Raw genomic sequence first — 11,534 nt, 5'->3', positions numbered from 1 at the left:
GCGAAAATACTGGGAATCACATGCAGACAGCGCTTCGTACCTCTCTTCCCGAGACAGAGCTCGCCGGCCGCGCCACTTTCGCTCCTCACGCCCGCGTGGTGCGCGAGGAGCGGCAAGAAGAACACCGAGTTCAGGCCAGCGGCCTGCCGCTCAGCATCCGCGGCTTGCGCAAATCCTTCGGTGACAACGAGGTGCTGCGCGGCATCGACCTGCACATTCCCGCCGGCCAGTTCGTCGCGATCGTCGGCAAGAGCGGCTGCGGCAAGAGCACCCTGCTGCGCCTGATCGCCGGCCTCGACAAGATCGATGCGGGCAGCATCAGCTTCGGTCAGGAGATCCAGCCCGAGGACATCCGCGTGATGTTCCAGGAGCCGCGGCTGCTGCCCTGGGCCCGCGTGCTCGCCAATGTCGAGGTCGGCCTCGGCCGCGATCGTGTCTCAAGCGATGCGCATGCCCGCGCCGAGAAGGCGCTGATCGAGGTCGGCCTCGCCGACAAGCGCGATCAATGGCCCTCGGTGCTCTCAGGGGGCCAGAAGCAGCGCGTCGCGCTCGGCCGTGCGCTGGTCTCGCGCCCGCGCGTGCTCGCCTTCGACGAGCCGCTCGGCGCGCTGGATGCGCTGACCCGCATCTCGATGCAGCGGCTCCTCGAGCGGGTCTGGCGCGATCAGGGCTTTACCGCGATCCTGGTGACCCACGATGTCTCGGAAGCCGTGGCGCTGGCCGACCGCGTGCTCGTCATCGAGGAGGGCCGCATCGCCCATGACGTCACGGTTAACGCCGCCCGGCCGCGCCAGCGCGGCTCGGCCGAGCTTGCCGGGCTCGAAGGCTCGATCCTGAGCCACCTGTTGTCGGCGGACGATCGTACCTAAATAGAGGGAACCCCGCTTGCGGGGAGTAGCGCCATGAATGTAGTGCCCCGCGAGCTCATGACCGAAATTCCCGTCTCGTCCGCCGATTTCCGCGGCGCCATGCGCCACCTTACCGGCGGCGTCAGCGTCATCACGGCCGGGCGGGGCAAGGACATCTCCGGCATGACGGTGACCTCGGTCACCTCGCTGTCGGTCGAGCCGCCGACGCTGCTGGTCAGCATCAACCGCGACGCCTCGTCGTTTCCGCTGATCCGCCGCCACGGCGCCTTCGGCGTGAACATCCTCAATGCTGACCAACTCGACATTGCCGAACGCTTTGCCGGCAAGGGCGGGCTGAAGGGTGCGGATCGCTTTGTAGGCAGCCAGTGGGTGACGGCAGTCTCTGGTGTCCCGCTGCTGGCCGGCGCGCTCTCGGCCTTCGATTGCGAAGTCGAGGAGATCGTCGAACGGCACTCGCACGGCATCGTCATCGGCCGTGTCAGGGATATCAGGAGCTCGACTCGCAATGCCGCGCTGGCCTATTGGCACGGCCAATACGTGGCGGTCGACCAGGACGAAGACGCGGCCCGGCTTGCCGATGTCAGCCTTCCCGCGCGCGGCCGGCGCGGCATTTGATCGCCGTCGGCGAGCCTCGCGCAAGGCTGGCCTTTTCCGCCTCGTCGCTCTAGAAGCGCTCCTGACTGTCCCGCCGGACGCATGGAGCGGAACGATGAAGCGCGTGGCTACCTTGATCTTCTACGCCATCGGCGCGCTCGCGATCGCCTATCTCGCGCTCTACGCCTACGCGATGTTCTCCGGATCTCCGATCGTGCCGGGCGATCCCATCCACATCTTCCGCAAGCCGGATGCGCCGAGCTATTCGTGACGGTCTCGTAGGGTGGGTTAGCCGAAGGCGTAACCCACCACTGTTTGTCTCCACGGAAAATGACCAGGTGGGTTACGCTTCGCTAACCCACCCTACGGCACCTCCGTTCACCCCCGCAGAATCGCCAGCGCCAGCGCCTGTGCGCGCGGCACGATGCTGTCGATCTCCAGATATTCCTCCGGCGTGTGCGCGAGCCCGCCGACCGGGCCGAGACCGCAAATGGTCGGCGTGCCCACGGCGGCGGTGAAGCCGGAATCGGCGCAGCCGCCGGAGAACTCGCCCTGCAGCGTGGTGAGGCCCACCTGCCTTGCGGCCGCCTGATAGTTTTCGAACAGCGCCTTCGAGTCCGCGCTCTGCATCACCGGCACGAACTCGCCCTTGATCGACAGCGTCGCGCTGGTGCCGGGCACGTAAGGCGTCGCGACGATCTTCTCGATCGCACCCATGATCCGCGCGCGATCGGCCGGATCGACATAGCGCAGGTCGATCTGCCCTTCCGCGTAAGGCGCGGTCGTGTTGACGGACTGCCCGCCCGACACGAGGCCGACATTGAGCGTGATGCCCTTGTCGAGATCAGTGAGCGCGTGGATTTGGACGATCTTGTGCGCGAGCTCGCCAATGGCGCTGACGCCGGCGGCGAAGTTGGCGCCGGAATGCGCGGCCTTGCCGGTGATGGCCATGTGCATGAAGATGCCGCCCTTGCGCCCGGTGACGACGTTGCCCGTGGGCCGGCCCGGCTCGGAATTGAACACCGCGCGGGCCGCGCGTCCCTCGCGCTCGATCACCGGGCGCGAGGAGGGCGAGCCGATCTCCTCGTCGGAGGTGATGAGCACCTTAATCGGATGCGGTGCGCCGCCGAACTTGTGGAAGGCGGCGGCCACGAACACATTCATGACGAGGCCCGACTTCATGTCGGCGACACCGGGCCCATAGGCGCGGCCATCCCGGATCGTGAAGGGACGCCGCGCGGCCTCGCCCTTGCCGAACACGGTGTCGCGGTGCCCCATCAACAGCACCGGCTTCTCGTTGCTGCCGGGCTTTGCCACCTCGGCATGGATCGCGTCGCCGAAGGTGGCGTTGGCCTCGCGCCGGAACGGAATGCCGTGCTCGGCAAAATGCCGCTCGAACCGCGCACCGACCGCATCGACGCCCTCCTTGTCGTAGGAGCCGGAATCGATGTTCACGACGTCGCGGAGCAGGTCGATCATCGCCTGCTTTTGCGACGCCAGCCAATCCGTGATTTGAGCTTCAGACATGTGGTCCCTCGCGTGGTTTTCGGGCGGGTTATAGGGCGTGCCGCGCGGATGGCATAGTCACGTGGCGCGGTTCGGTCATGCGAAGGATGCTCTTGAGGTTCGTCATTGCGAGCGCAGCTAAGCAGTCCAGTCTGTCGCCGCCGAGGGATTCTGGATTGCTTTGCTGCGCTCGCAATGACGGGGTGGCGGCCTGCGCCAAACGAAAAATGCCCGGACTTGGCCCGGGCATTCGCGTCCGCTCGATGGTCGCGGGCGCCTACGCCCCCATCATCGGCATCCGCGGATATTCTCCCGGCGTGCCTGCGGGCGGGATCGGGATGCCGCCGTCGGCATATTCATTGAGCTTGTTGCGCAGCGTGCGGATCGAGATGCCGAGGATGTTGGCGGCATGGGTGCGGTTGCCGAGGCAGTGCTTCAGCGTCTCCAGAATCAGGTCGCGTTCGACGTCGGCGACGGTGCGCCCCACCAGCGCGCGCGTCACCTGCTCGGCGGCCATAGTGGCATGCGCCACGGCCGGGGCGGTCTTGGCGAGGTCGAGGCGGTCGCCGTCCGGCGTGATGATGGCGTCGGGCCCGATCTCGTCGCCCTGGGCCATCAGCACCGCGCGGTGCATGGTGTTTTCGAGCTCGCGGACGTTGCCCTGCCAGCGGTTGGCGGAGAGCACGCGCCGCGCCTCGGCCGAGAGCGGACGCAGCGGCACGCCGTTGGCGTCGGCATATTTCTTCACGAAGTGCTGGGCGAGCTCGAGGATGTCGGCGGGACGCTCGCGCAGCGGCGGGATCTTCAAATTCACGACGTTGAGGCGGAACAGCAAGTCCTCGCGGAACGTGCCCTCTCGCACGGCCTCGGCGAGATTGCGGTTCGAGGTCGCGATGATGCGGATGTCGACCGGAACCGGCTTGGTGCCGCCGACGCGGTCGATCACACGCTCCTGGATGGCGCGCAGCAGTTTCGATTGCAGGCGAACGTCCATCTCCGAGATTTCGTCGAGCAGCAGCGTGCCGCCGGTCGCCTCCTCGAACTTGCCGATGCGGCGGGCGACCGCGCCGGTGAAGGCGCCCTTCTCGTGGCCGAACAGCTCGGATTCCAGCAGGTGCTCCGGGATGGCGGCGCAGTTGATCGAGATGAACGGACGCTTGGCCCGGGCCGAACGGGAGTGAACGTAGCGGGCCAGCACTTCCTTGCCCGTGCCGGATTCGCCGGTGATCATCACCGAGGCGTCCGAGCCGGCGATCTGCTGGGCGAGCTTGATCACCTTTACCATCGCATCGTCACGGTAGACCAGCTCGCGGGAATCGTTGGCGACAGCAGCCAGCACCGCGGCGATCAGCTCCGGATCCGGCGGCAGCGGGATGTATTCCTTGGCCCCGGCATGGATCGCGGCGACCGCGGCGCGGGCGTCGTTGGTGATGCCGCAGGCGACGATCGGGGCGTGGATGTGCTCGGCTTCCAGCCGCAGCACGAGGTCGCGGATGTCGAGCGCGACGTCGACCAGCAGGAGGTCGGCGCCCTTGCCCCCGCGCAGCACGCGCATCGCCTGCTCGTGATCCTCGGCATGGGTCACGGTGGCGCCGTTCTCCATCGCGATCTTGGTGGCGGTGGTGAGCTGGCCCTTCAATGTGCCAACGATGAGAAGCCGCATGTCAGTCTCCTGTCCGTCTGCTCGCGCCGTCGCGCGTCATGTCCTTGCGTGTCAGCCGCGTTCGGCCTTGATGATTTCCGTCATGGTCACGCCGAGCTTGTCCTCGACCAGGACGACCTCGCCGCGGGCGACCAGCTTGTTGTTGACGTAGATGTCGATGGCCTCGCCGACGCGCCGGTCGAGCTCGAGCACGGTGCCCGGTCCGAGCTTCAGGAGCTCGCCGACGTCCATCTTGGAGCGGCCGAGCACGGCCGAGACCTGCACCGGCACGTCGAACACCGCCTCGAGGTCGGCGGCGGCACGCGCCGCATATTCGTCCTCGTTGTAGCCGACGTCGGTGCCGGCAGGCGGCATCGGGCCGTTGAGATCGGGCAGCGGGACCTGTCCGTCGGTGTCGCTCATGGTTTAGCTCCCCCTGCGGGACGCGATATAGCGTCCGACCATTTCGTCGATCTTGGCCGCGATGGCGCCGCGCTCCAGCACGACGCCGCCATCGGCCCATTCGATCCGGCAGTCGCCGGTGGCAATTTCCGGCTCGGCCAGGATCACCAGCCGGCCCTCGAAGCCGCTCTGCTTGGCGAGCCGCTCGATCTTCTCGCGCGCGCTGTCGTAGAGCGAATCGTTGATGCGGACGACGAGATGCGGCGTCGCGACCAGATGCGAGAAGCAGTCCTTGACCAGCGCGATGACCTCGCCGAGCGGCTCGGCGGCGACAAGGTCGGCGCACAGCTTGCGCGCCACCGCGACCGCGACCTCGACCGCCTCGGTCTCCATCCTGGTCTCGATGTTGCCGATGCCGGAGGCGACGCCCCGAATCGCGATGTTGATCTCTTCCATGGCGAGCGCAACGCGGCGGTCGCTTTCGGCCTTGGCTTCGCGCTGACCGGCGGCAAAGCCGTCCTGGTAGGCGCGCGCCTCGGCTTCCGCGACCTTCTGGGCGATCTCGGCCGCGGTCGCGGCCTTCTCGCGCGTCGCCCGTTCGGGCGCCGCGAAGTCGGTATCGAACAGGAATTTTGCCGGAGCGGCCATCAGTACACCAGCTCGTCGTCGGCGCGGTTCTTGGTCAGCATGATCTCACCCTTGGCGGCGAGGTCCTTGGCGAGATTGACCAGCAGCGCCTGGGCCTCGTCAACGTCGCGCAGGCGCACGGGGCCCATCGCCGCCATGTCGTCCTGGAGCATCTTGGCCGCGCGCGAGGACATGTTGCCGAAGAAGAAATTGCGGACGTCCTCGTTCGCGCTCTTGAGCGCGACGCCGAGCTTGTCCTTGTCGACGTTGCGCATCAAGGTCTGGGCGGAGCCGGAATCGAGCTTCACCAGGTCGTCGAAGGTGAACATCAGCGCCTTGATGCGCTCGGCGGATTCGCGGTTGTCCTCTTCCAGAGAGGTGATGAAGCGGGTTTCGGTCTGGCGGTCGAAATTGTTGAAGATTTCCGCCATGACCTCGTGGGCGTCGCGGCGGCGGGTCTGCGACAGGTTGGACATGAATTCGGTGCGCAGCGTCTTCTCGACACTCTCGATCACCTCCTTCTGCACCGCCTCCATCTTCAGCATGCGGTTGACGACGTCGAGCGCGAGCTCCTCGGGCAGGATGCCGAGCACGCGCGCGGCGTGCTCCGGCTTCAGCTTCGACAGCACCACGGCGATGGTCTGCGGGTATTCGTTCTTGAGGTAGTTGGCGAGCACCTCTTCCTGCACGTTGGAGAGCTTCTCCCACATGTTGCGCCCGGCGGGACCGCGGATCTCGTCCATGATGCCGTTGACGCGTTCCGGCGGCAGGTATTGCTGGAGCAGCCGCTCGGTGGCGTCGAAATTGCCCATCAGCGCGCCCGAGGCCGACATGCGCGAGACGAATTCGAGCAGCATGTCCTCGACCGTGTCGACCTCGACGGTGCCGAGCGTCGACATCTCCAGCGAGAGCTGGCGGACCTCGTCGTCGTCGAGCAGGCTCCAGATCTTGCCGCCATATTGCTCGCCGAGCGCCAGCATCAGGATCGCGGCGCGCCTCGGCCCTGTCAGACCTTCTGTCTTGGGTCCGCCCTCACGGCTGCCGGCGCGCTGACCGAGCGTGGAGATCACGCTGGTGATGTCGTTGGAGTTGGCGTTTTGCAAGGAGGCGGCCATGTCAGATCACTTCTTGATGCACTTGGCTTTGGTTATTTCGTCGGCTCAGTCAGCCACTGGCGGATGATTGCGACGGTTTCGTTGGGATTGCGTTCGGCGAGTTCGCCGACGCGGTGAACGGACTGGGCGTGGACCTGGCCCTGAATGGTGGCGACGTCGATGGCGCTGGTGCCGCCGCTCGGCAGCAGCGGCTGTCCGGCCGGCGCGGCCTCTTCCGAGGCGGCTGGGCCCGTCAGCACGCCGGAGATGGCGGCGGCGACCTCGTCGGAGGCGAGAATGCGCTTGACCAGCGGGCGGATCACCAGGAACAGCACGACGAGGCCGAGCAGCATCATCACGCCGAGCTCGACGAAGTACATGACATCGTCCTTGGTGAACTGCAGCATGCCGAGAAAGCCGCTGGGCTCGCCGATCGGGGCAGTGGAGGGCGCGTCGGCGAAGCGCAGATTGACGACCTCGACCTGGTCGCCGCGCTTCTGGTCGAAGCCGATCGCCGAGCGCACCAGCGCGGCGATGCGGTCGAGCTGCTCCTTGGTGCGGTCCTGGTAGGCCAGCTCGCCCTTGTCGTTCTTGCTGTAGATGCCGTCGACCAGCACCGCGACCGAGATGCGGTTGACCCGGCCGGCCTCGGTCACCTCGGTCTTGGTGGTGCGGGAGATCTCGTAATTGTTGGTCTCTTCGGTCTTCTTGCTCTGGTCCTTGGCCGCGACGCCGTTGTTCTGCTGGTTGCCGGGCAGCTCGTTGTTGACAGTGACCTGGCCGTTGTTGTCGGCGGTCATGCTCTGCTCTTCGCGGGTCTGGCTCGAGCGCAGCACGCGGCCCTCGGGATCGAACTTGTCCGAGGTCTGGGTGACCTTGTTGAAGTCGAAATCGGCGGAGAGCTGCACGCGGGCGCGGCCCGAGCCGACCACGGAGGAGACGATGTCCTCGACCTGCTTGCGCATGCGCTTCTCGAAGGCGATGCGGCGCTCCTCGCCGACCGCCTGTTCCGGATCGGTCTGGGCTCCGTCGGCGAGCAGCTGACCGGCCTCGTCGACGATCGAGACCCGCTGCGGCTTCAGGCCGTTGACGGCGGAGGCGACGAGGTGGCGGATGGCGCGGATCTGCTGGGCTTCCAGCGCGCCGCGGACGCGCACCACGATCGAGGCCGACGGCTCCGGCGCTTCGCGGGCGAATAGCGGCCGCTCGGGCAGCACCAGATGGACGCGGGCGGCCTGGATGCGGTCGATGGCCCGGATGGTGCGGGCGAACTCGCCCTCGAGCGCGCGCAGATGATTGATGTTCTGGACGAAGGAGGTGGTGCCGAGCGCGTCCGACTTGTCGAACACCTCGTAGCCGACGCCGCCGCCCTTGGGCAGGCCGCCCTCGGCGAGCTTCATCCGCAGCCGGGTGACCTTGTCCTTGGGCACCATGATGATGGAGCCCTCATTGCGGATCTCGAACTGGATGCCCTGGCGTTCCAGGTCCTTGATGATGCTGGAGGAGTCTTCGACGGACAGGTCCGTGAACAGCGTCGTCATCTGCGGCGTGGTGACACGCATGATGACGAAGGCAAAGAAGCCGATGAGCGCGGCGGTGACCGCGATCATCGCCCCGAACCGGGCGGCACCGATACTTTTTAAGAAGTCCGCAAGACCTTGCAAGCAACCGCCCCGACCAATCCGACCCGCAACCGAGCGGTCGACTGGGCAATTATTGCCTAGGTGATGGTTTCGATATGGTTAACGAAGGTTAAGAGGTCGGACAAAAGTGCATCATGAAAAAAATCGGCCTCGCGAAGCGAGGCCGATTTTCGTCAAAAACCGCAGAATTCCGGATCGCCTACTGGCGATATTGCTGGATGCGGGTGGTGCGAAGACCCGCCAGACCGTGCTGGTCGATGGAAAACTGCCAGGAGAGGAATTCGTCGACCGTCAGGGTATAACGGCTGCAGGCCTCCTCCAGGGAGAGAAGTCCGCCACGGACAGCGGCGACGACTTCGGCCTTGCGGCGGATGACCCAGCGTTTGGTGCCGGGTGCAGGCAGATCCGCGATCGTCAACGGACTGCCGTCCGGCCCGATGACGTATTTTACCCTCGGGCGATGGGGTTCTGTCATGGCGTACTCACAAACTCTCAACCACTGAACTCACGCCGTAACCGTAACCCCCGCGGCTTAAAAATCCGCTAAGCCTAAGGGTTCAATACAATTCTCGTTGAATCTTGCGGGAACGCGGCCGACTCGGCGGGCGAAAGACGCAGTCTCGGCCGGCTGAGCGGGGCAGAAGGTAAATACTTTACTAACGAACGAGGGTCGGAGCGCGGTGCCGCGGAGGCCCAACCGTCGTCCCGGGGCGCGCGTAGCGCGAGCCCGGGACCCATAACCCCAGGGAGCAGTTTGACGACGACTCGGGGTTACGACCTAATGCGAAAACGACTTCCTGGGGTTATGGATCCCCGCCTTCGCGGGGATGACATCTCGTATGTGGTTCGCTTGCCCGCCCTCAATTGCTCGTCGCAATGATGCTCTTCACCTGGCTCAGCGTGTAGCTGGCGCCGTCGATGGTGAGCAGCGGCGGCGACTGGGTCAGATCGACCGACGACACCACGCCCTGCACCTGCGCGGCGATGCCGACATTGTTGTTCGCGACGTCCTTGCCCGTGGCCGAGATCGTGTACTTGCCGTCGGGCCATTGCGTGCCGTCATTGCCCATCCCGTTCCAGGTGAAGGGAATGTCGTTGCCGGCGGCCGCGGTATATTTACCGTTGAACACGGTCTGGCCGCTCGAATTGGCGATGGAGATCTCGACGGTGGAGTCGGTCGGCACGTTGAGATGCCAGACAGCCGTCGAGTTGGTCATCGTCGCGGTCGAGCCGTCGACCAGCGCGGTCTTGCCGACGAAGCCCAGCGCCTGGGTCGCCTGCGTGGTCTGCTGCAGGGTGACGAGCTGAGCCAGCGATTCGTTGGTCTTGAGCTGCTGCTCGACGCCGGCGAACTGCACCAGCTGCTGGGTGAACTGGTTGGTGTCGAGCGGATCGAGCGGGTTCTGGTTCTGCAGCTGCGTCGTCAGCAGGGTCAGGAAGGTCTGGAAATTGCCGGCGAGCGTCGATCCCGTGGTCGAGCTCATCGACGAACTCGACGAGGATTTCGGCAGGTCGGTCGTTCCGGAGACGACCGAGGGCGCAGTGGCGGCATTCGTGGTGGTCATTGCCAGATACTCCTCACACTCTGATGTCGACGCCGCTGCTCGATCCGAGCATGCGGCCATAGCCGCGCCCGATGGGCGCCGTGGAAACGCTGTCGTCCTCGCTGATGATCAGGCGGCGGGCATTGCCACCATTGTCGTTGTTCTGGCCTGAGTGCTGGCCCGATGAATTCTGGTCGCGCAGGCTGAAGGACAGACCGTTGCTGCCGGTCTTGAAGCCGGCATCGTCGAGCGCGCGCTGCAATTGCGGCGCGTCCTGACGCAGCATCTGCAGCGTCTCCGGCTTCTCGACGGTGAGATGCGAGGTGACGTTGCCGGCGCGGTCGACATTGATGCGCACATCGATGCGGCCGAGCTCGGCCGGATCGAGGCTGATGTCGAACCGCGACTTGCCGGACCGAATGGCGGCTGCGATCTCGATCGGGATGCCGCTGATCGGCACCGCCGTAGTGTGGGTCGCCGCGGTCGCGGTGAGCGTCGCGGTTGATGCTGTCGCGGCCGAGGTCGCATTCGTCAGCGGCGCCTGCACGGTAGAAGCGGCCTGCGCGCTGGTATCCGTCGGAGCGATCGTGGCTTGCGGGCCGGCATGCGCCGGCGCGGCCGACGTGGCCTGGGCCGGATCGGCGGCGCGGTCGGCGGGGCCCGCCTTGGCGTCGGTCGCGACGCTATCGGGCTGCGGCTTGACGCCTTGCGCATGCGCGGCGCTGGCGGGTGCCTGCGCCGTGGCGAGGTTCGTCTTGCCGGTGTCCTGGCCGATATTCGAGATGTCGGTCTGGGCTTGCGCCGTGGCGGCATCCTTGAACGCGGTCTTGGGCGTGCCCTGGCTGACCGCGGCGATCAGTCCGCCACCAGCTTTTCCATCGGTCGAGGCGGTCTCGGTCGTTCCGGCCGCGGCCTCGCCGAGCGTCGTCGTGGTCTCGGCATCGACCTCGGCGCCTGCGGCCTTGGCGCTCGCCGTGGCGGTATCGGTCTTGGTGCCGGTGATCTGGGCCGCAATGGAGGCGCTGGCGGCAAGACCTGCCGCGGCGATCGCGAGCGGCGCGGCGGCGGCATCGCCAGCCTGGTTCGCAGCTGCATTCGGGTCGACCGGGACGACCGGCGCGGCAACGATGATGCCGGGGTCGGGCAGGGCGGCCTGCGTCGTCGCGGACGGCGCGGCGGCAGCTGCCTCGACGGCGGCGGTGAGGACCTCGGTGCCATCAGTCGCGTCGCTCTCGGGCTCGTCGAATTTGTCGGCCGATTTGGCGTCGGCCGTCTCGGACTTGTCCTTGACCTTGCCGGCGTCCGTGGCCGGATCGCTGGACGCCTCGCCCCTGTCATTCTCCGCCGGCGCAGATGGGTCGGTGTCGTCGCTCGCCTTGCTCTGCGAAGCCTGGTCGGTGGACGAGGTGTCGCGCGACGGCCGCTCGGCCGCCGGGGAGGACGAGGTCTGCTCGCTCCGGCGTGGTGCGCTGTCCTGTGCCGGCGCGTTGTTGCCGCCGGCCTGCGTGTTGCTGTCGACCAGCGAGCCGAAAGCCTCGCTCGCGGGCGTGTCTTTCGGGCCTTGCGACCGGGCAGGCTTCTGCTGCGCGCTCTGGATTTGCACGCTTGCCACG

Annotated in this window: 12 protein-coding genes; 3 read left to right on the top strand and 9 right to left on the bottom strand. The window is 66.4% G+C overall.

The annotated features are described in order from the left end of the window. Nucleotides 1-20 precede the first annotated feature (20 nt). The 3 genes from I6F31_RS17530 (at nt 21) to I6F31_RS17520 (ending at nt 1,734) form a co-directional block, all read left to right on the top strand. Nucleotides 21-869 (top strand): ATP-binding cassette domain-containing protein, encoded by an 849-nt coding sequence (locus tag I6F31_RS17530; RefSeq protein WP_035999026.1) that lies wholly within the window; start codon nt 21-23, stop codon nt 867-869. Nucleotides 870-902: 33 nt separating this feature from the next. Then, nucleotides 903-1,484 (top strand): flavin reductase family protein, encoded by a 582-nt coding sequence (locus I6F31_RS17525; RefSeq protein WP_035999029.1) that lies wholly within the window; start codon nt 903-905, stop codon nt 1,482-1,484. 94 nt (nt 1,485-1,578) lie between these two features. Beyond that, complete coding sequence (locus I6F31_RS17520) at nt 1,579-1,734, top strand: hypothetical protein (protein WP_035999067.1); 156 nt, start codon at nt 1,579-1,581, stop codon at nt 1,732-1,734. Between the two features lie 107 nt (nt 1,735-1,841). Here I6F31_RS17520 and I6F31_RS17515 read toward each other — a convergent pair whose 3' ends face one another. The 9 genes from I6F31_RS17515 to I6F31_RS17475 all read right to left on the bottom strand — a co-directional run bounded on the left by I6F31_RS17515 (nt 1,842) and on the right by I6F31_RS17475 (nt 11,533). Then, entirely contained in the window at nt 1,842-2,990 is a 1,149-nt protein-coding gene (locus I6F31_RS17515) for a M20 family metallopeptidase (protein WP_035999032.1), read from the bottom strand. A 256-nt stretch (nt 2,991-3,246) separates the two neighbouring features. Continuing rightward, nucleotides 3,247-4,632, bottom strand: a complete 1,386-nt coding sequence (locus I6F31_RS17510) for a sigma-54 dependent transcriptional regulator (RefSeq protein WP_225185821.1) — start codon at nt 4,630-4,632, stop codon at nt 3,247-3,249. Nucleotides 4,633-4,683: 51 nt separating this feature from the next. Beyond that, nucleotides 4,684-5,034 (bottom strand): flagellar motor switch protein FliN, encoded by a 351-nt coding sequence (gene fliN, locus I6F31_RS17505; protein WP_035704875.1) that lies wholly within the window; start codon nt 5,032-5,034, stop codon nt 4,684-4,686. Between the two features lie 3 nt (nt 5,035-5,037). Then, a complete protein-coding gene (locus I6F31_RS17500) occupies nt 5,038-5,661 on the bottom strand; it encodes a FliH/SctL family protein (protein ID WP_035999041.1) in 624 nt (207 codons plus the stop codon). Beyond that, nucleotides 5,661-6,755 (bottom strand): flagellar motor switch protein FliG, encoded by a 1,095-nt coding sequence (fliG, locus tag I6F31_RS17495; protein WP_035999044.1) that lies wholly within the window; start codon nt 6,753-6,755, stop codon nt 5,661-5,663. The genes I6F31_RS17500 and fliG overlap by 1 nt, the downstream gene beginning before the upstream one ends. 32 nt (nt 6,756-6,787) lie before the next feature. Further along, nucleotides 6,788-8,398, bottom strand: a complete 1,611-nt coding sequence (fliF, locus tag I6F31_RS17490; protein ID WP_225185820.1) for a flagellar basal-body MS-ring/collar protein FliF — start codon at nt 8,396-8,398, stop codon at nt 6,788-6,790. Between the two features lie 178 nt (nt 8,399-8,576). Then, nucleotides 8,577-8,852: a DUF1153 domain-containing protein gene (locus I6F31_RS17485; protein WP_002714638.1), complete on the bottom strand. Its 276-nt coding sequence runs from the start codon at nt 8,850-8,852 to the stop codon at nt 8,577-8,579. Between the two features lie 385 nt (nt 8,853-9,237). Beyond that, nucleotides 9,238-9,942, bottom strand: coding sequence for a flagellar hook capping FlgD N-terminal domain-containing protein (locus I6F31_RS17480; RefSeq protein ID WP_035999051.1), 705 nt, complete (start codon nt 9,940-9,942; stop codon nt 9,238-9,240). A 13-nt stretch (nt 9,943-9,955) separates the two neighbouring features. Then, entirely contained in the window at nt 9,956-11,533 is a 1,578-nt protein-coding gene (locus I6F31_RS17475) for a flagellar hook-length control protein FliK (RefSeq protein WP_346656494.1), read from the bottom strand. Nucleotide 11,534 lies beyond the last annotated feature (1 nt).

Source organism: Bradyrhizobium sp. NBAIM01, assembly GCF_020194115.1.
In the GTDB taxonomy this organism is placed as follows: domain Bacteria; phylum Pseudomonadota; class Alphaproteobacteria; order Rhizobiales; family Xanthobacteraceae; genus Bradyrhizobium; species Bradyrhizobium yuanmingense.
The sequence above is the reverse complement of the archived record's forward strand: the minus strand, read 5'-3'. Positions and strand labels throughout refer to the sequence as shown.

Bases quoted from the DNA above. Each gene is read 5' to 3' on its own strand.
- I6F31_RS17530 (WP_035999026.1), top strand. From the start codon at position 21: ATGCAGACAGCGCTTCGTACCTCTCTTCCCGAGACAGAGCTCGCCGGC.
- I6F31_RS17525 (WP_035999029.1), top strand. From the start codon at position 903: ATGAATGTAGTGCCCCGCGAGCTCATGACCGAAATTCCCGTCTCGTCC.
- I6F31_RS17520 (WP_035999067.1), top strand. From the start codon at position 1,579: ATGAAGCGCGTGGCTACCTTGATCTTCTACGCCATCGGCGCGCTCGCG.
- I6F31_RS17515 (WP_035999032.1), bottom strand. From the start codon at position 2,990: ATGTCTGAAGCTCAAATCACGGATTGGCTGGCGTCGCAAAAGCAGGCG.
- I6F31_RS17510 (WP_225185821.1), bottom strand. From the start codon at position 4,632: ATGCGGCTTCTCATCGTTGGCACATTGAAGGGCCAGCTCACCACCGCC.
- fliN (WP_035704875.1), bottom strand. From the start codon at position 5,034: ATGAGCGACACCGACGGACAGGTCCCGCTGCCCGATCTCAACGGCCCG.
- I6F31_RS17500 (WP_035999041.1), bottom strand. From the start codon at position 5,661: ATGGCCGCTCCGGCAAAATTCCTGTTCGATACCGACTTCGCGGCGCCC.
- fliG (WP_035999044.1), bottom strand. From the start codon at position 6,755: ATGGCCGCCTCCTTGCAAAACGCCAACTCCAACGACATCACCAGCGTG.
- I6F31_RS17485 (WP_002714638.1), bottom strand. From the start codon at position 8,852: ATGACAGAACCCCATCGCCCGAGGGTAAAATACGTCATCGGGCCGGAC.
- I6F31_RS17480 (WP_035999051.1), bottom strand. From the start codon at position 9,942: ATGACCACCACGAATGCCGCCACTGCGCCCTCGGTCGTCTCCGGAACG.